20 protein-coding genes and 2 tRNA genes are annotated in these 25,306 nt (G+C 60.5%); 13 read left to right on the top strand and 9 right to left on the bottom strand.

Annotation, left to right across the window (positions count from 1 at the left end; genetic code table 11):
- Positions 1–7: 7 nt before the first annotated feature.
- Positions 8–2,599 (bottom strand): DNA mismatch repair protein MutS, encoded by a 2,592-nt coding sequence (mutS, locus tag OKB77_RS17595; protein WP_404974332.1) that lies wholly within the window; start codon positions 2,597–2,599, stop codon positions 8–10.
- A 250-nt stretch (positions 2,600–2,849) separates the two neighbouring features.
- Here mutS and pncC point away from each other — a divergent pair, with 250 nt between their 5' ends.
- The 8 genes from pncC to OKB77_RS17555 all read left to right on the top strand — a co-directional run bounded on the left by pncC (position 2,850) and on the right by OKB77_RS17555 (position 9,893).
- Positions 2,850–3,341, top strand: a complete 492-nt coding sequence (pncC, locus tag OKB77_RS17590) for a nicotinamide-nucleotide amidase (RefSeq protein ID WP_005357800.1) — start codon at positions 2,850–2,852, stop codon at positions 3,339–3,341.
- An 80-nt stretch (positions 3,342–3,421) separates the two neighbouring features.
- Positions 3,422–4,486, top strand: coding sequence for a recombinase RecA (gene recA, locus OKB77_RS17585; RefSeq protein WP_005348744.1), 1,065 nt, complete (start codon positions 3,422–3,424; stop codon positions 4,484–4,486).
- A gap of 44 nt (positions 4,487–4,530) precedes the next feature.
- Positions 4,531–5,040 carry a regulatory protein RecX gene (locus OKB77_RS17580; RefSeq protein ID WP_270818093.1) on the top strand — a complete coding sequence of 170 codons (510 nt, stop codon included), beginning with the start codon at positions 4,531–4,533 and terminating at the stop codon, positions 5,038–5,040.
- A 295-nt stretch (positions 5,041–5,335) separates the two neighbouring features.
- Complete coding sequence (gene alaS, locus OKB77_RS17575; protein WP_150390187.1) at positions 5,336–7,960, top strand: alanine--tRNA ligase; 2,625 nt, start codon at positions 5,336–5,338, stop codon at positions 7,958–7,960.
- A gap of 16 nt (positions 7,961–7,976) precedes the next feature.
- Positions 7,977–9,215 (top strand): aspartate kinase, encoded by a 1,239-nt coding sequence (locus OKB77_RS17570; protein WP_005336054.1) that lies wholly within the window; start codon positions 7,977–7,979, stop codon positions 9,213–9,215.
- Positions 9,216–9,318: 103 nt separating this feature from the next.
- Positions 9,319–9,507, top strand: a complete 189-nt coding sequence (csrA, locus tag OKB77_RS17565; protein WP_005336053.1) for a carbon storage regulator CsrA — start codon at positions 9,319–9,321, stop codon at positions 9,505–9,507.
- 213 nt (positions 9,508–9,720) lie between these two features.
- Positions 9,721–9,813, top strand: a tRNA-Ser gene (locus tag OKB77_RS17560).
- Positions 9,814–9,816: 3 nt separating this feature from the next.
- Positions 9,817–9,893, top strand: a tRNA-Arg gene (locus OKB77_RS17555).
- Positions 9,894–10,235: 342 nt separating this feature from the next.
- Here the strand turns inward: OKB77_RS17555 and pbpG are convergent.
- The 6 genes from pbpG to OKB77_RS17525 all read right to left on the bottom strand — a co-directional run bounded on the left by pbpG (position 10,236) and on the right by OKB77_RS17525 (position 15,839).
- Complete coding sequence (pbpG, locus tag OKB77_RS17550) at positions 10,236–11,063, bottom strand: D-alanyl-D-alanine endopeptidase (protein WP_005348750.1); 828 nt, start codon at positions 11,061–11,063, stop codon at positions 10,236–10,238.
- 159 nt (positions 11,064–11,222) lie between these two features.
- Positions 11,223–11,888: a DedA family protein gene (locus OKB77_RS17545; protein ID WP_270818050.1), complete on the bottom strand. Its 666-nt coding sequence runs from the start codon at positions 11,886–11,888 to the stop codon at positions 11,223–11,225.
- 18 nt (positions 11,889–11,906) lie between these two features.
- Complete coding sequence (locus tag OKB77_RS17540; protein ID WP_040069001.1) at positions 11,907–13,199, bottom strand: hemolysin family protein; 1,293 nt, start codon at positions 13,197–13,199, stop codon at positions 11,907–11,909.
- Between the two features lie 243 nt (positions 13,200–13,442).
- Positions 13,443–14,501, bottom strand: a complete 1,059-nt coding sequence (gene ansB / locus OKB77_RS17535; RefSeq protein ID WP_270818049.1) for an L-asparaginase 2 — start codon at positions 14,499–14,501, stop codon at positions 13,443–13,445.
- A gap of 130 nt (positions 14,502–14,631) precedes the next feature.
- Positions 14,632–14,826, bottom strand: coding sequence for a heavy-metal-associated domain-containing protein (locus OKB77_RS17530; RefSeq protein ID WP_100654640.1), 195 nt, complete (start codon positions 14,824–14,826; stop codon positions 14,632–14,634).
- 62 nt (positions 14,827–14,888) lie between these two features.
- Positions 14,889–15,839, bottom strand: a complete 951-nt coding sequence (locus tag OKB77_RS17525) for an AEC family transporter (RefSeq protein WP_058053362.1) — start codon at positions 15,837–15,839, stop codon at positions 14,889–14,891.
- Between the two features lie 137 nt (positions 15,840–15,976).
- Here OKB77_RS17525 and treR point away from each other — a divergent pair, with 137 nt between their 5' ends.
- The 5 genes from treR to OKB77_RS17500 all read left to right on the top strand — a co-directional run bounded on the left by treR (position 15,977) and on the right by OKB77_RS17500 (position 21,189).
- Entirely contained in the window at positions 15,977–16,924 is a 948-nt protein-coding gene (gene treR / locus OKB77_RS17520; RefSeq protein WP_075115856.1) for a trehalose operon repressor TreR, read from the top strand.
- A 192-nt stretch (positions 16,925–17,116) separates the two neighbouring features.
- Positions 17,117–18,547: a PTS trehalose transporter subunit IIBC gene (treB, locus tag OKB77_RS17515; protein WP_265776172.1), complete on the top strand. Its 1,431-nt coding sequence runs from the start codon at positions 17,117–17,119 to the stop codon at positions 18,545–18,547.
- A 68-nt stretch (positions 18,548–18,615) separates the two neighbouring features.
- Entirely contained in the window at positions 18,616–20,277 is a 1,662-nt protein-coding gene (treC, locus tag OKB77_RS17510) for an alpha,alpha-phosphotrehalase (RefSeq protein ID WP_265776171.1), read from the top strand.
- A 3-nt stretch (positions 20,278–20,280) separates the two neighbouring features.
- Positions 20,281–20,880, top strand: a complete 600-nt coding sequence (locus OKB77_RS17505; RefSeq protein ID WP_265776170.1) for a sugar O-acetyltransferase — start codon at positions 20,281–20,283, stop codon at positions 20,878–20,880.
- 120 nt (positions 20,881–21,000) lie between these two features.
- Positions 21,001–21,189, top strand: coding sequence for a hypothetical protein (locus tag OKB77_RS17500; protein ID WP_005336040.1), 189 nt, complete (start codon positions 21,001–21,003; stop codon positions 21,187–21,189).
- Between the two features lie 60 nt (positions 21,190–21,249).
- Here the strand turns inward: OKB77_RS17500 and rluA are convergent, their stop codons facing one another.
- On the bottom strand, positions 21,250–21,906 hold the full coding sequence (gene rluA, locus OKB77_RS17495) for a bifunctional tRNA pseudouridine(32) synthase/23S rRNA pseudouridine(746) synthase RluA (protein WP_005343025.1): 657 nt from the start codon (positions 21,904–21,906) through the stop codon (positions 21,250–21,252).
- Between the two features lie 115 nt (positions 21,907–22,021).
- Complete coding sequence (gene rapA, locus OKB77_RS17490) at positions 22,022–24,889, bottom strand: RNA polymerase-associated protein RapA (RefSeq protein WP_265776169.1); 2,868 nt, start codon at positions 24,887–24,889, stop codon at positions 22,022–22,024.
- Between the last annotated feature and the right edge of the window lie 417 nt (positions 24,890–25,306).

The following is a 25,306-nucleotide window of genomic DNA, read 5'->3' as shown; positions in this document are numbered from 1 at the left end:
TCGCTGATTACAGCATCTGCTTGAGGCGATAGAGCAGATCCAGCGCCTGACGGGGGGTGAGCTCGTCGGGGCGCACTGCTTCCAGCTCTTCCACCACCGGATGAGGCTGCGGGGCGAGAGTCACCGGAGCCGGGCGGCTTTCACCTGCGGGGACCGGAGTGGCGCTCTCCAGCTCATGCAGTTTGTGACGGGCCTGCTGGATCACCGATTTCGGCACCCCGGCCAACGCCGCCACTTGCAGGCCGTAGGAGCGGCTGGCCGCCCCTTCCTGCACCGCGTGCATAAAGGCGATGGTGTCGCCGTGCTCCACCGCATCGAGGTGGACGTTGGCCAGCCCGCTCATCAGCTCCGGCAAGCGGGTCAGCTCGAAGTAGTGGGTAGCGAACAGGGTGTAGGCGCCAATCTTGCTCGCCAGCTGTTCGGCACAGGCCCACGCCAGCGAGAGGCCGTCGTAGGTGCTGGTGCCGCGGCCAATCTCGTCCATCAGCACCAGACTGCGGGCGGTGGCGTTGTTGAGGATGTTGGCGGTCTCGGTCATCTCCACCATAAAGGTGGAGCGGCCGGAGGCGAGATCGTCTGACGCTCCGATGCGGGTGAAGATGCGGTCGATGGGGCCGATGCGGGCGTTGTCGGCGGGCACGAAGGCGCCGATATGGGCCAGCAGCACGATCAGCGCGGTCTGGCGCATGTAAGTGGATTTACCGCCCATGTTGGGGCCGGTGATGATCAGCATCCGTCGCTCCCGCTCCAGCCGGATAGGGTTGGCGATAAAGGGATCTGTCATCACCTGCTCAACCACCGGATGGCGGCCCGCTTCGATCAGGATCTGATCCTCATCGATGAGGGTCGGGCAGCGGTAGTCGAGGGTCTCGGCCCGCTCGGCCAGGTTGGCCAGCACGTCCAGCTCCGCCAGTGCGGCGGCGGAATCCTGCAGATCGCCGAGGTGGGGCAGCAGGGCATCGAGCAGCTCTTCGTAGAGCCGTTTCTCCAGCGCCAGCGCCTGGGACTGGGCGGTGAGTACCTTGTCCTCGTATTTTTTAAGCTCATCGATGATGTAGCGTTCGTTGTTCTTGAGGGTCTGGCGGCGGATGTAGTGGGCCGGCACCAGATGGCTGTTGGCGCGGCTCACCTCGATATAGAAGCCGTGCACCTTGTTGTAACCCACCTTGAGGGTGTTGATGCCGGTCAGCAGTTTTTCCCGCTCCTCGATGCGGGCGAGGCTGGCGGTGGCGCCGTTGGCGAGATCCCGCAGTTCGTCCAGCTCCTGATTGAAGCCGTCACGGATAACGCCACCATCGCGGATCAGCACCGGCGGCACCTCCATCACCGCACGTTCCAGCAGGTCGAGCAGCTCGGGGAAGGTGCTGGCCCGCTCGGCCAGTTGTTGCACCGCTTCGTGCTCGTTGTCCGCCAGCAGGCGCTGCAACTCTGGCAACTGGGCGAAGGCCTGACGCAGCCGGGTGAGGTCGCGCGGGCGGGCCGAGCGCAGGGCGAGACGGGCCAGCACCCGCTCCACATCACCCACCTGACGCAGCAGGTTGCCCAACTCGTCGTAGAGGTTCTGCTCAATGAGCTCCTTGATGGTGCTCTGGCGACCTTTCAGGATCACCCGATCGCGGATCGGCTGGTGGATCCAGCGCTTGAGCAGGCGGCTGCCCATGGGAGTGGCGGTGCGATCCAGCACCTCGGCCAGGGTATTTTCATAGCCACCGGCCAGATTCTGGGTCAGCTCCAGATTGCGGCGGGTAGCGGCATCCATGATGACCGCATGATCCGGCTGCTCGAGGCGTACGTTGCGGATGTGGGGCAGGGCGGTGCGCTGGGTATCCTTGACGTACTGCATCAGACAACCAGCGGCGCACAGGGCGGTCTCGCTCTTGTCGACGCCAAATCCCACCAGATCCTGGGTGCCGAACTGCTGGCAGAGCAGCTTGCGGGCGGTGCCCAGCTCAAACTCCCACTCCGGGCGGCGGCGCAGGCCGCGGCGACCCTCGATATGGTGCAGGAACTCGAACGATTCGGGATAGAGCAGCTCGGCCGGATTGGTGCGTTGCAGCTCTGCCAGCAGGGTCTCTTCTTTCTCGAACTGGTTGATGAAGAAGCGGCCGGAGCCGATGTCCATTGTGCCATAGCCGAAGCGGCGGCCATCGTGATAGACGGCGGCGATCAGGTTGTCCTGCCGCTCGCTGAGCAGCGCCTCGTCGGAGACGGTGCCCGGGGTGATGATGCGAATAACCTTGCGCTCCACCGGCCCCTTGCTGGTGGCGGGATCCCCCACCTGTTCGCAGATGGCGGCCGATTCGCCGAGCTGCACCAGCTTGGCCAGATAACCCTCGATGGCGTGATAGGGAACACCCGCCATCGGGATGGGGCTGCCCGCCGACTGGCCGCGTTTGGTCAGGGAGATATCGAGCAGCTGGGAGGCCTTGCGGGCATCGTCATAGAACAGCTCGTAGAAGTCGCCCATCCGGTAGAACAGCAGGATCTCCGGGTTCTCGGCCTTGAGGCCGAGGTACTGCTGCATCATGGGCGTGTGGGCGCTCAGATTTGCGCCGGGAGCGGAGCCTGTGGCGCCGCTGGCTTGGTGTTGTGCGGTCATGTTCTGTTCCAGAAGGGGCCTCTGCGGGCCAGTGTCTGCGGTGATGAGCCTTGAGCTTGATGGCGCCATTCTACACATAAGCGCCGCGACGGGGGAGCGGGTGTTCCGGGCGCAGCTGCTCTGCGCTATTGAAGGCATGACACAGGTGCGGCACCTCACATTGCGGCAGGCAAGGGCGGTCTGCCGTGGTTGCGGGCGGTGCTAGCGGGATCGCATAATGTGCCTCTTGAGCGGATCAGAAGGAGTCGTGATGAAACTGGATGCAGAGATAGAGCACCTTGCCATCGAGCTGGGACGGGCCCTCGGTCAACGGGGCTGGCTGGCTGCGACCGCCGAATCCTGTACCGGCGGCGGGGTGGCCAGCGCCATCACCGACATCGCGGGCAGCTCCGGCTGGTTCGATCGCGGATTTGTCACCTACACCAACGAGGCCAAGCAGCAGATGTTGGGGGTGAGCAGCGATAGCCTTGAACAGCACGGTGCCGTGAGCGAAGCGGTGGTGCTGGAGATGGCCCGCGGCGCGCTGGCCCACTCGTCGGCCTCCATCAGCGTTGCTATTAGTGGCATCGCCGGCCCCGGCGGCGCCACCGAGGGCAAGCCGGTCGGCACCGTCTGGTTCGCCTGGGCCGACCGCAACGGCCGTCACCACTCCCTGCTCGCCCGCTTCGACGGGGATCGCCGACAGGTGCGCCAGCAGGCGGTGAGACAGGCCTTGTCGGGTCTGTTGGCCCTGCTCAGATAAATTGGGCTTGATACTGTATGAATAGACAGTATACTTAGCCCAACTTCACTTCTTACTCACGATTTCCAGCGGAGATTGGCATGGATCAGAACAAACAGAAGGCACTGGCGGCTGCGCTGGGTCAGATTGAAAAGCAGTTCGGCAAAGGTTCCATCATGCGTCTGGGCGACAGCAAGACCATGGATATCGAAGCCATCTCTACCGGTTCCCTCTCGCTGGACGTGGCGCTGGGGATCGGCGGTCTGCCGTGTGGCCGTATCGTCGAGATCTACGGCCCGGAATCTTCCGGTAAAACTACCCTCACCCTGCAGGTGATCGCCGAAGCCCAGAAGAAGGGCAAGACCTGTGCCTTCGTCGATGCGGAACACGCTCTCGACCCTATCTACGCTGCCAAGCTGGGCGTCAACGTCGACGACCTGCTCATCTCCCAGCCGGATACCGGTGAACAGGCGCTGGAGATCTGCGACATGCTAGTTCGCTCCAACGCGGTTGACGTCATCATCGTCGACTCCGTGGCGGCCCTGACGCCGAAAGCGGAAATCGAAGGGGAGATGGGTGACTCCCACGTTGGCCTGCAGGCCCGTCTGATGTCCCAGGCGCTGCGCAAGCTGACTGCCAACATCAAGAACGCCAACTGCCTGTGCATCTTCATCAACCAGATCCGGATGAAGATCGGCGTCATGTTCGGTAGCCCGGAGACCACTACCGGTGGTAACGCGCTCAAGTTCTACGCCTCCGTGCGTCTGGATATCCGTCGTATCGGCGCCATCAAGGAAGGCGACGAAGTGGTCGGTAACGAGACCCGCGTCAAAGTGGTCAAGAACAAGGTGGCCCCGCCCTTCAAGCAGGCTGAATTCCAGATCTTCTACGGCGCCGGTATCTCCAAAGAGGGCGAGCTGGTGGATCTCGGTGTCAAGCACAAGCTGATCGACAAGGCCGGTGCCTGGTACAGCTACAACGGCGAGAAGATCGGTCAGGGCAAGGCCAACGTCATGAAGCTGTTCGCCGAGAACAAGGTGATGGCTGGCGAAGTGGAAGCCCGCCTGCGCGAGCTGCTGCTCTCCGGTGCCGTGCCAGTCGATGACAAGGCTGCACCGGTTGAGGCAGACGAGTTCGATGCCGAAAGCGAACAAGAGTTCGAATAAGGAACAAAGGAAGGCCGGGTAGATACCCGGCCTTGTTATTTATGATGGTTGATGAATCCGTTACCGAACCGGTCGAGCCTGTTGAACCGACCTTTGCAGAGCAGCTGGCCGCTGCCCGTGCTTATGCCATGCGCAGTCTGGCCCGCCGCGAGAGTGCCGAGTCGGAGCTGGCCAACCGGCTGCGCCAGCAGGGTTTCAATGAAGAGGTGATCGAGGCGGTGGTCGACTACTGCCGCGGTTACAACTGGGTCAATGATGAACGTTACGGTGGTATGGCAGTGCGGGCCGGTGCAGCCAAGGGACATGGCCCCATCAAGATCCGCTTCGATCTGCGCCGCAAGGGGCTCGACGATATGCAGATTGATGCCGCATTCGATCAGCCGGAGCTGGACTGGTTCGAACTGGCGTTTGCCCTGCTCGAACGGCGCGCCCGGGTGGCCTATCTGGCCGATTTCAAGCTGCGGATGAAGTGGCTCAAGTATCTGCTGGGGCGCGGCTTTACCCAGGATCAGGCACGTTACGCTATCTCTGCCCTGCAGGAGCGGGAGGAGTAACGCCACTGCGTGGCAAACGTCGTTTCACCTATCCTTATGGCAGGTTTTTCCTGCCCGTTCAGTAGCTTGCGCGCACAATCCCGAAAAAGCGGCCTTTTGTTCATCTCATCCCTCTTTATGCGCTGCTTTTTTGCCTCTCGACAGTGGAAAAAGCCACTGTGGGCAGCGGCGCTCTTATCTGGCCCGTTTATGTGCGCTTTTTCGCCCGTGGCGGCCCTGTCCGTTTTACTTTACCCCGCAGAAAACTTACATTAATGCGGTTAAAAGTCCGTATTCGAATCAAGCAGGATTTTCCATGTATATGTCCACGTCAGAGATTCGCGCTGCGTTTCTCGAGTATTTCCGTTCCCAGGGGCACCAGGTTGTCTCCTCCAGCTCGCTGGTACCGCATAACGACCCGACCCTGTTGTTTACCAACGCGGGTATGAACCAGTTCAAGGACGTGTTCCTTGGCGCAGACAAGCGTGCCTACAATCGCGCGACGACTTCCCAGCGTTGCGTGCGTGCCGGTGGTAAGCACAACGATCTGGAAAACGTCGGCTATACCGCTCGTCACCACACCTTCTTCGAAATGCTGGGCAACTTCAGCTTCGGCGACTACTTCAAACAGGATGCCATCAAGTTTGCATGGGGCTTCCTGACCGAGGTGCTGCAGCTACCGAAAGATCGCCTGCTGGTGACCGTCTACGCGACTGACGATGAAGCTTTCGATATCTGGGAAAAAGAGGTCGGTGTCCCGGCCGATCGCATCGTGCGCATCGGTGACAACAAGGGGGCCCCTTACGCTTCCGACAACTTCTGGGCGATGGGCGATACCGGCCCGTGCGGTCCCTGCACCGAGATCTTCTATGACCACGGCGATCACATCTGGGGCGGCCGTCCCGGCTCACCGGAAGAGGATGGCGACCGTTTCATCGAGATCTGGAACGTGGTGTTCATGCAGTTCAACCGTCAGGCTGACGGCACCATGGAGCCGCTGCCGCGTCCGTCCGTGGATACCGGCATGGGGCTGGAGCGTATCTCCGCCATCATGCAGGGTGTCCACTCCAACTACGAAATCGACATCTTCCAGGCGCTGATCAAGAAAGCGGCCGAGATTGTCGGTACCACCGATCTGAGCAACCAGTCCCTGCGCGTCATCGCTGACCACATCCGCTCCTGCGCCTTCCTGGTGGCAGATGGCGTGATGCCGTCCAACGAAGGTCGTGGCTATGTGTTGCGTCGTATCATCCGCCGCGCCGTGCGTCACGGTCGCAAGCTGGGCGCTACCGATGTCTTCTTCTACAAACTGGCTGCCGAGCTGGCGGTGCAGATGAAAGACGTCGCAGCCGAGCTGATCGCCCAGCTGCCGCTGGTCGAGCGCGTGCTGCGGATCGAAGAGGAGCAGTTCGTCCGCACCCTGGATCGCGGTCTGCTGCTGCTGGAAGACGCTCTGGCCAACCTGGGCGATGCCAAGGTTATTCCGGGCGAAGTGGTGTTCAAGCTCTATGACACTTACGGCTTCCCGGCCGACCTGACTGCCGACGTGGTGCGCGAGCGCGAGATCGGCATCGATGAAGAGGGCTTCAAGTCCGAGATGGAGAAGCAGCGTGCTCGTGCCAAGGAAGCGTCCAGCTTCGGCGTGAACTACAACGAAATGCTCAAGCTCGACTTCGAGACCCCCTTCACCGGTTACAAGACCCTGAGCGAGCGCACTCGCGTGGTCGGCATCTACAAGGGTGTGGAAGAGGTGAGCGGTCTTATCGCCGGTGACGAAGCGGTCATCGTGCTGGAGGAGACCCCCTTCTACGCCGAGTCCGGCGGCCAGATCGGCGACAGCGGTACCCTGAAAGTGGACGACGGTATCTTTGCCGTGACCGACACCCTGAAAGCGGGCAAGGCGATCATCCACAAGGGCTACATGGAGCTGGGTACCCTGGAGAAGGGCGCCGAAGTGGAAGCCGTGGTAGACGCTGACCGTCGTCAGGCCATCGCCCTGAACCACTCCGTGACTCACCTGCTGCACGCTGCCCTGCGTCAGGCTCTGGGCGAGCATGTCACCCAGAAAGGTTCTCTGGTAGGGGCCGAGCGCATGCGCTTTGACTTCTCCCACTTCGAGGGGCTGACCATGGCGACCATTCGCCGGGTCGAGGAGCTGGTCAACAACCAGATCCGCGCCAACCACGAAATCACTACCCAGTTGATGGATCTGGAAGCGGCCAAGTCCGCAGGTGCCATGGCGCTGTTTGGTGAGAAATATGAAGACGACGTGCGTGTCGTGCGCATGGGCGACTACTCCACCGAGCTGTGCGGCGGTACTCACGCCAAGCGCACCGGTGATATCGGCTTCTTCAAGATCATCGCCGAGAGCGGTATCGCAGCTGGCGTGCGCCGTATCGAAGCGGTAACCGGCAAAGCGGCCATCGACTTCATGCATCAGGTTGGCGAGCAGATCGAAGAGGCTGCCGCACTGGTGAAAGGTGATCAGTTCTGCATCGCCGACAAGGTTCGCCAGATGCTGGACAAGGCCAAGATGATGGAGCGCGAGCTGGAGCAGCTTAAGGCCAAGCTGGCCGCTCAGGCTGGTAACGATCTGCTGGGTCAGGTGATCGAGATCAACGGTCAGAAGGTGCTGGTTGCAGCGCTGGAAGGGGCCGATCCGAAATCCCTGCGCGGCATGCTGGACGAGCTGAAGAACCAGATGAAGTCCGGTGTTGTGCTGCTGGCCACCTGTGCCGATGGCAAGGTCAACCTGATCGCGGGCGTCACCAACGACCTGACCGGCAAGGTCAAGGCCGGTGAGCTGGTCAATCTGGTTGCCCAGCAGGTGGGTGGCAAGGGCGGTGGCCGTCCGGACATGGCGCAGGCGGGTGGTACCCAGCCTGAGGCGGTGCCGGCAGCGCTGCAATCCGTTCACTCCTGGCTGGAAGAGCGCCTGTAATCGGGCGAGGTGATCTGTGGCACTCTATGTACAGAAGTACGGCGGCACCTCGGTCGGCACACTGGAGCGGATCGAGGCGGTAGCTGAGCGGGTCGAGCAGACCCGCGCCCAGGGACACGACGTGGTGGTGGTTGTCTCCGCCATGTCGGGCGAAACCAACCGGCTGCTGGGCATGGCCCAGCAGCTGGATCCTGATGCCAACCGGCGGGAGATGGATGTACTGGTCTCCACCGGTGAGCAGGTCACCATAGCGCTGCTGGCGATCGCGTTGAACAAACGCGGTTGTCCTGCGGTCTCAATGACCGGTGATCAGGTACGGATTCACACCGATTCCGCCTATGGCAAGGCGCGCATCACCCACATCGACACCGAGCTGGTTCATGCCGAACTGGCTGCGGGCAAGGTGGTGGTGATCGCCGGTTTCCAGGGCCGTGACGAGCATAACGCCATCACGACGCTGGGCCGCGGCGGTTCGGATACCACGGCGGTTGCCGTGGCGGCGGCCATCAAGGCCGATGAGTGCCAGATCTTTACTGATGTGGATGGGGTATACACCACGGATCCGCGCATCGAGCCCAAGGCGCGTCGTCTCGACACCATCACCTTCGAGGAGATGCTGGAGATGGCCAGTCTCGGCGCCAAGGTGCTGCAGATCCGCTCGGTGGAGTTTGCGGGCAAGTACCGCGTCCCGCTGCGGGTGCTGTCGAGCTTTATCGATGGAGAGGGAACCTTAATCACATATGGAGGTGATAGGATGGAAGCTCCCCTGGTATCCGGGATCGCTTTTAACCGCAACGAGGCCAGCCTGACCATTCTGGGCGTGCCGGACAGACCAACCGTTGCCGCGCAGATCCTGAATCCGATCAGCGACGCCAACATTGATGTCGACATGATTGTGCAGAACACCCTGGGAGATGGCACCGCCGACTTCACCTTCACGGTGAATCGTGACGACTATCGCCGTGCCCGGGCACTGCTGGAGGAGACCGCCACCGAACTTGGCGCCTCCTGCGTGCAGGGAAATGGCGAAATTGCCAAGGTCTCCATTGTCGGTGTCGGCATGTGGAACCATCCCGGTGTTGCGCGCACCATGTTCAAGGTATTGGGCGAGGAGGGGATCAACATGCAGTTGATCTCGACCTCTGAAATCAAAATCTCTGTGGTGATTGACGAGAAGTATCTGGAGCTGGCGGTGCGAGCCCTGCACGCGGCTTTCGGGTTGGATCAGGCACCGCAAGAGCAGCCCTTGGGCTAACAATCTCTGATTGATTTAGTTTCAACCATTTACCATATCGGTATCTTTGTTAGATAATGTCGCATATCGATATAAAAACAAAACAGGATACAGGAGCAAGCGAATGCTTATTTTGACTCGTCGTGTTGGGGAAACCCTGATGATTGGTGATGAAGTGACTGTCACCGTACTGGGCGTTAAAGGCAACCAGGTCCGTATCGGTGTTAACGCGCCGAAAGAGGTCTCCGTACACCGCGAAGAGATCTACCAGCGCATCCAGGCCGAGAAAGTTCCGGGCCAACCGGGCTTCTAAGCCACTTTCATGGCTGTGACAAGGCGACACCTCATGTGTCGCCTTTTGTTTTTCCGGCCCCCTGAAATCGCCCTGCAGGGCGCGAAACTGCGGGATAAGTGCCGATATTGTTTGAATATTCCACGCTTTGACCAAATGCTGAGCGAACGCACTTTTTTCTCCAAAAAAGTGTTTGACTAAAAATCCCTGTGAAGTATTATCAGCCCCGCAAACGGAGAGGTGGCCGAGAGGCTGAAGGCGCTCCCCTGCTAAGGGAGTATGCGGCTTATACCCGCATCGGGGGTTCGAATCCCCCCTTCTCCGCCATTTGCGCCCGTAGCTCAGCTGGATAGAGTACCTGGCTACGAACCAGGTGGTCAGAGGTTCGAATCCTCTCGGGCGCACCATACAGACAGCCTCGACTTCGGTCGGGGCTGTTTTTTTATGGGCGATATTTAGCTTTTGGTGCGGATCCCCGTGCGCTGTTGCGGGTGGATCGCCCGTTTACCTAGCTGTTCTTGTCCTCATTTCTTCCCCTTTTTGTAATTGCGCACAGTTCTTCTGATCGTTGCACTGCCTCACCACCCTTTGCCTCATCTGCAAGCGGGCTGTATGCCTGCTGTTGCAACGGCAGATGCCACGCAGCTTATCACTCAAGGTTCGCTCATCTACATCCTGCAAGGCCTGCGAGGCGTTTTGCGGGCAATAAAAAAGGATGCCGCAGCATCCTTTTTTGTGAAGAGATCCACTCAGCTTTTCAGCCATTTGCGAATACGGTTGGCATCGCCGATGGGGGTACGTTTGCCCACCGAGTTGAGCAGCACGATGGCGAGCTCGCGGCTGTCCGGTTTGGCGCGCATTACCAGACAGCGCCCCGCTTCGTCAGTGAAGCCGGTCTTGGAGAGGCGCACGTCCCAATCCGGGTTTTTCACCAGCGGGTTGGTGTTGTTGAACATCAGGCTGTAGGCAGGGGCGCTGAAGCGCATCTCCCGGTTCTCATCCTGAGTGAACTGACGGATCAGCGGCTGGCGATAGGCGGCGGCGGCCAGCTTGCCCAGATCCTGGGCGGTGGAGACGTTGCGGGTGGAGAGGCCGGTGGAGTCGTAGAAGTGGGTATTACGCATACCCAGCTGTCTGGCCTTGTTGTTCATGGCTCGCACGAAGGCGCTGCGACCGCCCGGATAGTGACGCGCCAGTGCCGAGGCCATCCGGTTTTCGGAGGACATCAGCGCCAGATGCAGGGCGTCACGGCGGGTCACCTTGGTGCCCATGCGGATGCGGGAGTGAGTGTGTTTGACCCGATCCAGATCGTTCTTGTCGACCGTGATGGTCTGGTTGAGATTCTGTTTGGCATCCAGCACCACCAGCGCTGTCATCAGCTTGGTGAGAGAGGCGATGGGACGCACCTTGGTGGCATTCTTCTGGTAGAGCGTCTTGCCCGTTTTTACATCCACGACTAGGGCGCTGCTCGAGCGTACTTCCAGTTTGGCAGGGTTGGGTGCCGCGCTGACCGCAGGCAATCCCAGCATTCCCATCAACCCGACAACCAGCGCTGCTGCGCGAATCCGACACCACATACAACCGACTCCATTCCCATCCAAAAAAAGGCGCTAGATTCACTCATTTTTACCCCGGCTTTACAAGGGCCGAGCGGGACTATTTCTGCTATTTGCGCAAAATTGGCGATCAAAAAAGCCCTCTGGCGAGGGCTTTCGGGTCGGGCGTTGGGCGAGGGGTCAATCCCGCGGCTGCGCGGCCCTGCGTTTGCTGATCCAGCGCCAGACCAGCGCCACCATGCCACCCACCAGCAGGGCCACCGGCAGATAGATGATGATGTTGAAGAACTGGGTCTGGTATTCGGCGGCCAGCTTGGTGTGGCTCAGGTAGTAGCCAAACCCTACCAGCGGGCAGATCCACATGATGGAGCTGATCAGATTGACGATGAGAAAGCGCCCCTGGGGCAGTTCGGTGGCACCCACGATATAGGGGTAGGCGGTGCGCACGAAGGCGATATAGCGCGCGGTGATCAGGGTGATGATCCCGTACTTGTCCAGCAGGTGGTAGACCTTCTGCTGGTGTCGCTCTTCCACATGGGACATCAGCCGATGGTAGAGCTGGGTGTGGCCAAGGACGCGCCCCTGCATGTAACCGAGCCAGGTGCCGACAAAGGTGGCCATGATCAACAGCGGGATTACCCCGAGAGACAATACATCCTGATAGATGAGTACGCCGGTGAGGATCAGCAGGCTGTCACCGGGCAGAAAGGCGGTAGGGATGAATCCGTTTTCCAGTACCAGAAACGTCAGAATCACACCACAGATCATGAAGGCCATCTTGGGATCGGAAAGTGTGTTCAGATCGTGATTCATAAAGGCGTGAGCCAGTTGGTAAAACTGCTCCATACTTGCAAACTCCGCAGGTTAGCTGGGTTGATCGGTCAAGGGCATGGCGAGCACCTTGTCGATGCGCAGGCCATCCATGTCAACAATTTCCAGTTGCCACTGTTCCAGTGTCACCAGGTCTCCGGTTTGTGGAACACGACCAAGGAGCAGCATGATAAGCCCTCCGAGGGTGTGATAGTGATGTTTTTCTTCTTCTGGCAGACGAACCAGCTCCAGACAGTCCTTCAACTCCGGCAGCGGGATCAGGCCATCGAGCAGCCAGCTGCCGTCGGCGCGCCGGAATGCCCAGTTGTCCTCGCCATCCTCCTGCTGGAAATCCCCCGCCAGCGCCTCCAGCAGATCCTGCTGGGTCACCAGTCCCTGCAGCTCGCCATATTCGTCCACCACCAGCGCCATCTGTTCGCTGTGGGTGCGGAAGTGGTTGAGCAGCTCGACGCCGTTGAGGGTCTCGGGCAGCAGGCTGCCCTCCTGGGTCAGGGCAGCCAGATCGATGGGCTCCCCCTTGATATAGGCGTGCAGCACCTTGCTGACATTGATGATACCCACCAATTCTGACAGGTTGCCGTCGCAGACCGGAAAATAGCTGTGGCGATACTCCACTAGCCGCTGCAGGTTGGTCTCCAGCGGCAGCGCCAGATCCAGATAGCGGATATCGCTGCGCGGCACCATCAGGGAGGAGAGGCTGCGCTCGTCGAGACGGAAGACGTTGCGCAGCATGGTGTGTTCATGATCCTCGATTACCCCAGCTTCCGATCCCTCCACCAGCATGGCGTGGATCTCCTCCTCGGTGACGTTGGCGCTGCCGTTCTGGTTGACCCGCAGCAGCCGCAGGCTGGCATTGGTGGAGGCCGACAGCAGCCAGACGAAGGGGCGGGTCAGGGTGGCGAGCCAGTGCATGGGGCGGGCAACCAGACAGGCGATGCGTTCGGCATTGAGCTGGCCGAGCCGCTTGGGCACCAGCTCCCCCACCACGATGGAGAGGTAAGTAACCACCACCACCACGATGACGGTGGCGATCAGGCCACTGCTCTTGGCCGGGAGTCCCCACTCCTGCAACCAGAGGGAGAAGGGCTGGGCCAGCAGGGATTCGCCGTAGATACCGTTGAGCAGACCTATGCTGGTAATGCCGATCTGGACGGCAGAGAGAAAATGGGTCGGGTCTTCGCCCAGTTTGAGGGCAATGGCGGCGGAGCGGTTGCCTTCAGAGGCAAGCTTGCCGAGGCGAGCCTTGCGTGCGGTGACGATGGCGATTTCTGACATGGCGAAGACGCCATTAAGCAAAATCAATCCCAGCAGGATCAATATTTCCATACAGCAACAGCACTCCTTGAGTGGATAAGATCGCTGGCAGTGTAATGAATTTGGCGGCGATGCGCTTGTGAAAGCGGGTGATCCGGCTCGCTAATTTGATGACAGCGCTTTGCGATGGCTGAAAAAGATGGCCGGAAAAGAGAGGGACGACCCCGCCAAACGGCGTAATGGGCGAGGCAGCATTGCAGGAGTGAAAAGGGCGGGAAGTCCCGCCCTTGCTTATCACTTGTCAGACAACCGTTATCAGAACTGCTGGAACCAGCGCTGGATCTGGGCCGGATCCTTGCTCTGGGTCAGGGAGAGCATCAGCAGCACCCGCGCCTTCTGCGGGTTGAGGGTCTCGGCGGCGACGAAGCCGTACTTGGCATCATCGATCTCGGCATCCAGAGTGGTGGAGCCGGTCGGTACGCGGGCGGAGCGCACTACCCGGATGCCGTCCTTGCTCGCCTTGGCCAGGGTGTCGAACAGGGTGTGGTAGAGGTTGCCGTTGCCCACCCCGGCGCTGACGATGCCGTCGAACTTGGCATCCACCATCGCCTTGGCCGGCAGATCGGTGGCGTTGGCGTAGCTGTAGACGATGCCGACCTGTGGCAGCTTGTCGAGCTTGCTCACATCAAACGGGGTCTTGCTGGTGTGCAGGCGAGCCGGACTGCGCTGATAGTCGATCTTGCCGTTGTGGATGTAGCCGAGCGGGCCAAAGTTGGGGGAGGCGAAGGTTTGCACCCCGGTGGTGTTGGTCTTGGTGACGTCGCGGGCATCCAGCACTGTGTCGTTCATCGCCACCATCACGCCACGGCCCTTGGAGGCGGGGTCGGAGGCGGTCACCACGGCGTTGTAGAGGTTGAGCGGGCCATCGGCACTCATGGCGGTGGAGGGACGCATGGCGCCAACCAGTACCACCGGCTTGTCGCTCTTGACGGTCAGATTGAGGAAGTAGGCGGTCTCTTCCATGGTGTCGGTGCCGTGGGTGATGACGATGCCATCCACGTCATCCTTGGCCAGCAGCTCGTTGACCCGCTTGGCCAGCTTGAGCCACACCTCGTCGTTCATGTCCTGGGAGCCGATCTTCACCACCTGCTCTCCCTGCACATCGGCCACGTTTTTCATCTCGGGCACCGCGGCGATCAGGGTTTCGATGGCCACCTTGCCTGCCTCGTAGTTGGACTGGGTGGCAGATTGGCCTGCCCCGGCGATGGTGCCGCCGGTAGCCAGAATATGGACGCTGGGCAGCGCCATCGCCATGGGGGAGAGGGTCAGGCCAACGACGGCGGCGAGCAGGGTCTTGCGGATCGGTAGGGTCATGCTGCAAATCCTTATGGTTGGAATAATCGCAGCAAGTTTGCCCGTTTAAACAGCAATATCTGTGATAAAACTCACCAAAAGACAGGTGAGTACAGATTTTTAACCTGTTTTATACCTCTATGGAGATAATTTAACTCGCAGAGAAACCCTTGGCTTCGATCAGGGCGATCAGCTCGGCCTTGCTCAGATCGCTCTCGATGACGGCCTTGCTGCTGGCGAAATCGACGGTCGCGGTGGTGACCGCAGGCTGGGCCAGCAGGGCTTTTTGCAGACTGGCGGCGCAGCCACCACAGGACATGCCGGACACGGTGAGTTCGATGGTCATGGGATATCTCCTCTGTTGATGAGCGCCAGCCTAAAGCTGCCGCCTCCGGCAAGGTCAAGCCGTCAGTACATAAGACCCAGATAGTTCATCAGAGTCGCCCCGAGGCTGGTAGTAACCAGCGAGCCGAGGGTGGTGGTGGCGATGATGTTTGCGGCCAGCACGCTGTCGCCCCCCATGGCGCGGGTCATCACATAGCTGGCGGCGGCAGTCGGGGTAGCGCTGATGAGGAACAGAATACCCAGCTCCAGATGGCTGAAGCCGAGCAGGGCCGCCCCCAGAGTGAACGCAGCCGGAATGAGGCAGAGCCGCATGATGCTGGCCCAGCCCGCAAGGGCTGCACCACCACGCAGAGCATCAAGGCTGAGGGAGGCGCCGGTGCAGAGCAGCGCCAGCGGCAACGTCATGTTGGCGAAGTAGCTGCCGGTAGTGAGCAGCAGTTGCGGCATCTTGATACCGAGCAGGGTAAAGGGCAGCGCCGCCACAATGGCGATGATCAACGGATTCTTGATGATGCCGAGCAGAATGGGGCGAATGCCGGTGGCACCGCCGAGACTGCGGGTGAGGGTGATCACCGCGAGAATGTTGTAGAGCACGGTCACCGCGCCGACATAGAAGGCCGCCGCACCCAACCCCTCGTGGCCGTAAGCGTTCTGCACATAGGCGAGCCCGATAATGGCGCTGTTGCCGCGAAAGCTCCCCTGCACGAAGATGCCGCGCAGCCGCTGCTCCCCGATAAAACGTCCGGCCAACAGCTCCAGTACCAGATAGCTGATAACGGTGGCGAGCAGGCCATAGCCGATAAACCAGAGGCTCGGCATGGTGGCGAAGTTGGTACCCAGAATACTGAGAAAGAGCAGAGCGGGCAGGGTGACCTGAAACACCAGTCGCGAGGCGGATTCGGTGAAGGGATCCGGCAAAAGCCCCAACCGCTTGAGCAAGATGCCGAGCAGCAGCACCACGCAGATGGGCCCTGTGATGGAGAGGGAGAAGAGCAGACTGGCCAGCAGATCCATGATGGGCATCCTGTGCTGTGCCCACACACCCTGACGGCGGGGCAAAAAGGGCATTCTAACGCCATGGGCTTGTATTCACAGGGGTTAATCACAACAATGTGGGCAATTCCACCGCCTAGCCTCCTGTGAGCCAATTCATGGACAAGAAACTGACCATCCTCGATATCGCCAGACTGAGTGGCGTCGGCAAGTCTACCGTCTCCCGGGTGCTTAATCAGGATCCCAAGGTGAAGCAGGAGACCCGCGAGCGGGTGGAGCAGATCATCGCCGAGCACGGCTTTGTGCCGAGCAAATCGGCGCGGGCCATGCGCAGCCAGAGCCAGCAGGTGGTGGGGATCATCGTCTCGCGGCTCGACTCCAGCTCGGAGAATCAGGCGGTGCGCGGCATGCTGGAGACCCTCTACCAGCGCGGCTACGATGCCGTGCTGATGGAGAGCAAGTTCTCCCCTGCCAAGGTACAGGAGCATCTGGCGGTGCTGGAGCGGCGCGGGGTGGATGGCATTATCCTGTTCGCCTTCAATGACTTGGACTATGCCGCCATGGCGCCGCTGAAAGAGAAGCTGGTGCTGGTCGCCCGTGAATATCCCGGTTTCTCCTCGGTCTGCTTCGACGACGCCGGTGCGGTGCGCACCATGCTGGCGCAGCTGGCAAGCCGTGGCGCCCGCGACATCGCCTATCTGGGGGTGGATGCCTCGGATCTCACCACCGGCCAGCGCCGCCTAGATGCTTATCTCGCTTACTGCGCAGAGCAGGGGTTGCGCCCGCGCAGCGCCCTCGGCGATCTCAGCCTGCAGAGCGGCTACCGGCTGGCGGCCGAGCTGCTTACCCCCTCCACCCAGGCGCTGGTCTGCGCCAGCGACACCCTCGCCATTGGTGCGGCAAAATACCTGCAAGAACAAGGGCGTAGCGAGGTGCTGGTGACCGGACTTGGCAACAATCCCATGCTCAGTTTCCTCTTCCCCAATGCCCTCAGTCTCGACCTTGGTTACAAAGGGGCGGGGGAGCAGGCGGCGCGTCAGCTGCTCGGCCAGATTGAGCAGGATCAGCCTCCGCTGGTGACTATCGCCCCCTGCCGAACCCTGTGAGCCCCATCACTTCCGACTGAACAAAAAGTGTGCTTTTTGTGACGCTGGCCACGAATTGGGAACGTTCCCATTTAGATCTGGCCAGATTGTCGGCATGCTAAATGGGAACGATACCAAAAACGCTCCGGCCGACAGACTGGCTCAAAAGGGCGATACAGACCACTATTCAATGGCGTCACAGAGGGAAGACCCATGTCCAAGATCAACGCACAGCAGCTTGCCACCCTGATCGACAAGATCGGCGGCAAGGAGAACATCGCCACCGTCAGCCACTGCCTGACCCGGTTGCGCTTCGTCCTGAACGATCCGGCCAAGGCCGACAGCAAGGCCATCGAAACCATTCCGGCAGTGAAGGGAAGCTTCACCCAGGGCGGTCAGTTCCAGGTGGTGATCGGTAACGAGGTAGAGCAGTGGTACAAGGCGCTGACCGAACAGCTCGGCGTCAGCGGTGGCAGCAAGGAGACCGCCAAGCAGGCGGCCCGCCAGAACATGAACCCGCTGGAGCGTGGCATCTCCCATCTGGCGGAGATCTTCGTACCGTTGCTGCCCGCCATCATCACCGGCGGTCTGATCCTGGGCTTTCGCAACGTCATCGGCGACATCAAGATGTTTGACGATGGCACTCACACCCTCACCGAGATCAGCCAATTCTGGGCTCAGGTACACACCTTCCTCTGGCTGTTGGGCGAGGCGATTTTCCACTTCCTGCCGGTCGGTGTTTGCTGGTCTGCAGTGAAGAAGATGGGTGGCTCCGAGATCCTCGGTATTGTGCTGGGGGTGACGCTGGTGTCACCGCAGTTGATGAACGCCTACGGCATTGGTCAGCAGACTCCCGAGGTGTGGGACTTCGGCCTGTTCGTGATCCAGAAGGTGGGTTATCAGGCCCAGGTCATTCCGGCGCTGCTGGCGGGTGTCTTCCTGGCCTGGGTTGAGACCAACCTCAAGCGCATCATTCCGGCCTATCTCTATCTGGTGATCGTGCCGTTTGTTTCGCTGCTGCTGGCGGTGATCGTGGCCCACGCCTTTATCGGCCCGTTCGGTCGCTGGTTGGGTGACGGTGTCGGCTTTGCCGCCAAGGCCGCCATGACAGGCTCCTTCGCTCCCATCGGTGCCGCCCTGTTCGGTTTCCTCTACGCGCCGCTGGTCATCACCGGCATCCACCACACCACCAACGCGGTGGATCTGCAGCTGATGCAGAGCATGGGTGGCACCCCGATCTGGCCGCTGATCGCCCTCTCCAACATCGCTCAGGCGTCTGCGGTCGTCGGCATCATTCTGATCAGCCGCAAGGAGAACGAGCGGGAGATCTCGGTGCCTGCCGCCATCTCCGCTTACCTCGGGGTGACCGAGCCGGCCATGTACGGCATCAACCTCAAGTACAAGTTCCCCATGCTGTGCGCCATGGTGGGCTCCAGCCTTGCCGCCCTCATCTGCGGTTTCGCCGGGGTGATGGCCAACGGCATCGGGGTAGGCGGCCTGCCGGGCATCCTCTCCATCCAGCCGCAATACTGGGCCGTTTACTCCCTCGCCATGCTGGTGGCCATCGTGGTGCCTGTGGTGCTGACCCTGCTGGTCTACAAGCGCCAGCAGGCGGCCGGCAAGCTGGCCCAGGCCAGCGCCTGATCCCACGCATCAGGGCGACCCGCAGGGGTCGCCCTCTCCCTTTTTCATTCGAGACAAGAGCAAGACCCATGAGCCAAACACCCTGGTGGCAGAGTGCCGTGATTTACCAGATCTATCCCAAGAGCTTTCAGGATTCCGCTGCCCGTGGCACCGGCGATCTCAAGGGGATCATGGCCCGCCTCGACTATCTCAAGACCCTCGGTGTCGATGCCCTCTGGCTGACCCCGGTTTACGTCTCCCCGCAGGTGGACAACGGCTACGACATCGCCGACTACCTTGCCATCGACCCCGCCTACGGCACCATGAATGATTTCGAGGCGCTGCTGGCCGCCGCCCACGCGCGCGACATCCGCATCGTGATGGATATCGTGGTCAACCACACCTCCACCGAGCATGCCTGGTTCAAGTCGGCGCTGGGGGACAAGAACAGCCCCTACCGCGACTACTACATCTGGCGCGATCCGGTGGATGGCGGCGTACCCAACAACTGGCAATCCAAGTTTGGCGGCAGCGCCTGGGAGCTGGATCCCGCCACCGGTCAGTACTACCTGCACCTGTTTGCCCGCGAGCAGGCGGATCTCAACTGGGAAAATCCGGCGGTGCGCGCCGAGGTCAAAAACATCATCCACTTCTGGGCCAAGAAGGGGGTGGACGGTTTCCGCCTCGACGTCATCAACCTCATCTCCAAGGATCAGACGTTCCCGAACGACGAGATTGGCGATGGCCGCCGCTTCTACACCGACGGGCCGCGCATCCACGAATTTTTGCAGGACGTGAGCCGCGACGTGTTTGCCCCGGTGGGTGCCATGACGGTGGGGGAGATGTCCTCCACCAGTCTGGAGTACTGCCAGCGCTATGGCGCCCTCGATGGATCCGAGCTCTCCATGGTGTTCAACTTCCACCACCTCAAGGTGGATTACCCCAACGGCGACAAGTGGACCAAGGCACCGTTCGATTTTCTCGAACTCAAACGCATCTTCAACCACTGGCAGAGCGGTATGCATGGCAAGGGGTGGTCGGCGCTGTTCTGGTGCAACCACGATCAGCCGCGCATCGTCTCCCGTTTTGGCGATGAGGGTGAGCATAGGGTCGTGGCCGCCAAGATGCTGGCCAGCACGCTGCACGGCCTGCAAGGCACCCCCTACATCTATCAGGGGGAGGAGATCGGCATGACCAACCCCAGCTATCAGCGCATCGATGACTATCAGGATGTGGAGAGTCGCAACATCTTCGCCATCAAGCAGGCTGAAGGGATGAGCGAGGCCGAGATCCTCGCCATTCTCGGCACCAAGTCCCGTGACAACTCGCGCACGCCGATGCAGTGGAGTGCCGCCCCCAACGCCGGTTTCACCAGCGGGACGCCCTGGCTCAAGCCTGCCGCCAACTATCCCGAGATCAACGCCGAGGCGGCGCTGGCCGACCAGCACTCGGTGTTCTGGCACTATCGGGATCTTATCGCCCTTCGCAAGGCGCACCCCATCTTCACTCAGGGGGATTATCAGGAACTGCTGACCGGGCACCCGCAGATCTGGGCTTATGCCCGTTGCGCCAACGGTCAGACCCTGCTGGTGGTGAGCAACTTCTACGGCGAGCCGGTGGAGTTTGCCTTGCCTGCCGAGCTGCAAAGCGGGCAAGGTCGGCTGCTGCTCGGCAATTACCCGGATAGCCCAGCCCAACCGCAATCGGGTATGCTGCGCCCTTATGAATCCCTGATCTGGCTGATGGAGTAGGTAATGGAGAAGGTGGTGCGAGGTGCCGAGTGGCAGAAGATGGTGACAGGGGAGCCTTATGATGCGGGCGATCCCGAGCTGAAAGCGGCGCGCGAGCGCTGCCGAAGGCTTTATCACACCTTCAACACCTGCTGGCAGGAGAAACCGGCGCGGGATGCTTTGCTGCACGAGCTGCTCGGTGGCCGCGGCCATGAGTGCGCCATCAATCCGCCGTTCTTCTGCGACTATGGCGCCAATATCTTCGTCGGCGAGAACTTCTACGCCAACGTCAATTGCACCATCCTCGACGTCTGTGAGGTGCATATCGGCGACAACGTGCTGCTGGCGCCCGGGGTGCAGATCTACACCGCCGCTCATCCGGTGGCGGTGGCGCCGCGCATCAGGGGGGTCGAGTTCGGCAAGCCGGTGCGGATCGGTCACAACGTCTGGATTGGTGGCAGCGTCGTCATCTGCCCCGGCGTCACCATCGGTGACAACAGCGTCATCGGTGCCGGCTCGGTGGTGACCAAAGATGTGCCCGCCAATGTGGTGGCGGCCGGCAACCCCTGTCGGGTATTGCGGGCGATGACGGCGGAGGAGCTTGAAGGCGTCATCCAGCGGTGAACAGGGGCCATGAATGCTATTGCTATCTGATTGATAGAAAAGCGACTTTCAGATTGTTTTGCATTCAGTGCTTATGTTCGGGGCCGCTTGGCCGATACTGTTGAGTGCAGGAGGAACCCTATGGATATATCAAGTTCTGCAAATGCGTCGTTTGGTTCTGCTCTGATGACGGCCAGTCTGGCCAAGAAACAGCAGACCCAAGAGGGCGAAGCTGCGCTGAAGCTGCTGCAAAACGCAGCGCAATCAGCGCCGGTTGCACCGACATCGGCCAGCGCTTCCCTGGGAAGCAAGATCGATATTCGCGTCTGACCCTAATGAAAAAGCCCCCATCTCGCGATGGGGGCTTTTTTATCTCTGCGATTTGCGGGATCAGACCGGGAAAGGAGCCGGCGCCTCGAAGGTCATCCGTTCCCCGCTGCGGGGGTGGCTGATGGTCAGCATGGCCGCATGCAGGTAGAGATGGGGGGCAGCCGCCAGCGCATCCGGATGGGCGTAGAGGTTGTCACCCAGGATCGGATGCCCCAGCTCCAGCATATGGACGCGCAGCTGGTGGGAGCGACCTGTGATGGGGGTCAGCTTGATCAGACTGTTGCCGTTCTCCACCTTCAGTTTCTGCCACAGGGTCAGAGCGTGACGCCCCTCCTCGTGATCCACCTTCTGTTTCGGGCGGTTGGGCCAGTCGACGCAGAGCGGCAGGTCAACCTGACCCGACTCTGCTTCCGGCTCGCCCCACACCCAAGCGAGGTAGTGCTTCTCTGTCTCCCGCTCGCGAAATTGTCGGCTCAGCTCCCGGTGAGAGTTGGGATTGAGGGGAATGACAATGACGCCAGTAGTGGACATGTCGAGGCGATGAGCTGCCGCCGCTTTGGGGTGTTGCTGTTTCACCCGATGCAGGACGCTGTCTTCATTCTCGGGGCCGCGCCCGGGGACGCTTAGCAGGCCAGTGGGCTTGTTGACCACCATGATGTCCTTGTCCTTGAACAGGATATCGAGCCAGGGTTCCAGAGGCGGTGAGTATTCAAACATAAATGTCTCGCATCAGAAGGTGGGGGCAAGCCCCCATCAGTTATGGGTAACCACGACAAAGCGGCCTTGGGTATCCAGTTTGAGCTGGGTCTGGCCGCTGTCGGTCGGTACCTTGTCAGTTATGGGTGACCACGATAAAGCGGATGGCATCCAGCTTGAGTTGGGTCTGATCGATCAGGTGGTGCAATTCTGCCTGCAGATTGCGCAGATAATCCAGTTCGCTGTCTCGCACGTTCGGGTTGACCGCCTTGAGCGCTTCCAGACGATCCAGATCCTGCTGCAGGGTCTGCGCCATCTGGGCGCGGGCCTTGTCGACAATCCCGGCTTTCAGCTCTTCGGCAATGGCCTGGCCCTTGCCAATCAGACCGTGGATCACCGGTTGGGACGCAGTCACCAGCTTGCTGCCGAGGTGGCGATTGACCGGAGTCAGCTGGCGGTTGAAGGCATCGAACGCCACTTTCTCACCCAGATTCTGGCCGTTCTTGTCCATCAGCAGACGGATCGGCGTCGGCGGCATGAAGCGGTAGAGCTGGGGATGGGCCGCAGATTCGGCAACGAAGATCAGCTCAAGCAGGATGGAGCCGATGGGCAGCGCCTTGTTCTTGAGCAGTGCTACCGAGGTGGCACCGATCTCGGAGCCCAGGATCAGGTCGATACCGCCGCGCATCATGGGGTGATCCCAGGAGAGCAGCGACATGTCATCACGCGACAGGGCAGTGTTGCGATCGAAGGTGATGGTCATGCCATCTTGCGGCAGGCCCGGGAAGCTGGAGACCAGCATGTGATCCCCGGGGGTCAGCACCAGCGCGTTCTCGCCACGGTCATCCTGATTGACGCCGATCTCGTCGAACATCTTGAGGGCGAAAGAGATCATGCCAGTGTCGTCATCTTCGGCGGCCAGCTTGTCGACCAGCTGCTGGGCAGTGGCGCCACCGCTGGAGTGGATCTCCAGCAGGCGATCGCGGCCCTGCTCCAGTCGAGCCTTGAGCGGCTCGTGCAGTTCGCGGGTCTTGACCAGCAGGGCGTCGAGGGCTGCCTGATCGCCGGTGTTGGCGGCCAGCAGCTCGAACAGCTCTTCACGTACCGCTTCGAATACCGGGCGGGCAGTCGGGCAGGTCTGCTCGAACGCGTCCAGACCATCGTGATACCAGAGCTGCAGGGCGCGCTGGGCAGTCCCTTCCAGATAGGGAACGTGGATCTCGACGGTATTCTGCTGACCGATACGATCCAGTCGGCCGATACGCTGTTCCAGCAGATCCGGGTTGAGGGGCAGATCGAACAGCACCAGATGACTGGCAAACTGGAAGTTGCGGCCCTCTGAGCCGATCTCGGAGCAGAGCAGCACCTGGGCGCCACCTTCTTGCTGGGCGAAATAGGCGGAGGCCTTGTCCCGCTCGAGGATCGACATCCCTTCGTGGAACACGGCACCACGGATCCCTTCACGGGTACGCAGCGCCTCTTCCAGCGCGATGGCGGTCGCCGCTTCGGAGCAGATCACCAGCACCTTCTGCTGACGGGCTGAGAGCAGCAGTTCCAGCAACCATTCGACACGGGGGTCGAACTGGGTCCAGGTGGCGTTGTCGCCTTCGAACTGCTGGAAGATCTTCTCGGGATAGAGGTAGCGCAGGGCGCGGGTCTGCAGATCGCCACCGTTGCCACCCATCATGCCCATCACCTTGATGGCAGTCTTGTACTGCTCCGGCAGCGGCATGGGGTAGACGTTGAGGTGACGCTCGGGGAAGCCTTGAATATTGGCGCGGCTGTTGCGGAACAGCACCCGGCCGGTGCCATGCTGGTCCAGCAGCTTGGCGACCGCCTGCTGACGGGCAGTCGCATCGCTCAAGTCCAACCCTTCCAGCTGGCTGGCGAGGGTCTTTCTGGCTTCATCGCTCAGGGTCTCGCCATCCAGCAGCTCTTGCGCTGCGCTGGCGACCTGACCATAGGCCTGCTCCTCGGCGAGGAAGGCCTCGTAGTCGTAGAAACGCTCGGGATCGAGCAGGCGCAGACGGGCAAAGTGGCTCTGGTGGCCAAGCTGATCCGGGGTCGCAGTCAGCAGCAGCACGCCCGGCACCTGTTCGGCCAGCGCTTCCACCATCTCATAGGCACGGCTTGGCGCCTCTTCACTCCACTCCAGATGGTGGGCTTCGTCGACAACCAGCAGATCCCACTCGGCTTCCAGCACCTGCTCGAAGCGACGACGCTTCTTGCGCAGGAAGTCGAGGCTGCAGATCACCAGCTGCTCGGTCTCGAAGGGGTTCTCTGCATCGGCGAATGCCTCGATACAGCGCTCCTCGTCAAACAGGGAGAAGTGCAGGTTGAAGCGGCGCAGCATCTCGACCAGCCACTGGTGCTGGAGCGTTTCGGGCAGCAGGATCAGCACCCGATGAGCACGGCCGGAGAGCAGCTGCTGATGAATGACCATGCCCGCTTCGATGGTTTTGCCCAGACCTACCTCATCGGCCAGCAGTACGCGCGGAGCGTAGCGGTGACCTACTTCATGGGCGATATAGAGCTGGTGCGGGATCAGGCTGACACGGCCACCGGCCAGACCGCGAGTCGGGTTGCGACGACGCTGGTGCTGGTTGATCAACGCCTCGTAGCGCAGGGTAAAGCGGGACATCCGGTCAATCTGACCGGCGAACAGGCGATCCTGCGGCTTGTTGAACTTGATAAAGTTGTTGAGAAACACTTCCTTGAGGGCAACGGGCTCATCATTGTCGGTGCGAACACCTACATATATAAGCAGGCCGTTTTTCTCCTGCACTTCTTCGACCGTCATGGTCCAGTCTTCGTGACTGGTGATCTGATCGCCCACATTGAAGCTGACCCGGGTGACCGGCGCCTCTTCTTTGGCATACATACGGTTTTCACCGGTAGCCGGAAACAACAGGGTAACCATGCGTCCTTCAACAGCAACGACAGTCCCCAACCCCAGATCCGTCTCTGTATCACTAATCCAACGCTGGCCAAGTGCAAAAGGCATTAAACTCTCCAAAGCCCAAGAGTGTGTGAATCGCAAAGGGGCGCTATGTTACCCGAAGGCGTGACCTCGATCACCATGCATATAGATGTAGAGAGACCAAATCGCCACAACCTTGATCTGCTCCCGCCGCCACGCCATCTAGAGGATAGCGAGCTCGTCAAACGGGTGTGTTATTGCAGGATAAATGCACTTTTTGGGTGATTAGTGAACGGTTGAACCAAAAATGCGAATTTAATTCGAAAACACCCTTGCAAGCGTGATCCAGATCCCTATAATGCGCCTCCATCGACAGGGCAAGCGGCAACGCAGAAAGCCAAGTCGGTAACCTCGAAAAGCCTTCGAAAATAAGGCTTGACTCGAGAAGGCGGTTGAGTAGAATTCCACTCCCGCAGCAACACACTGTTGCGTCGCTCTTTA

This window comes from Aeromonas sp. Y318-3, from assembly GCF_027706185.1.
In the GTDB taxonomy this organism is placed as follows: domain Bacteria; phylum Pseudomonadota; class Gammaproteobacteria; order Enterobacterales; family Aeromonadaceae; genus Aeromonas; species Aeromonas veronii.
The sequence above is the reverse complement of the archived record's forward strand: the minus strand, read 5'-3'. Positions and strand labels throughout refer to the sequence as shown.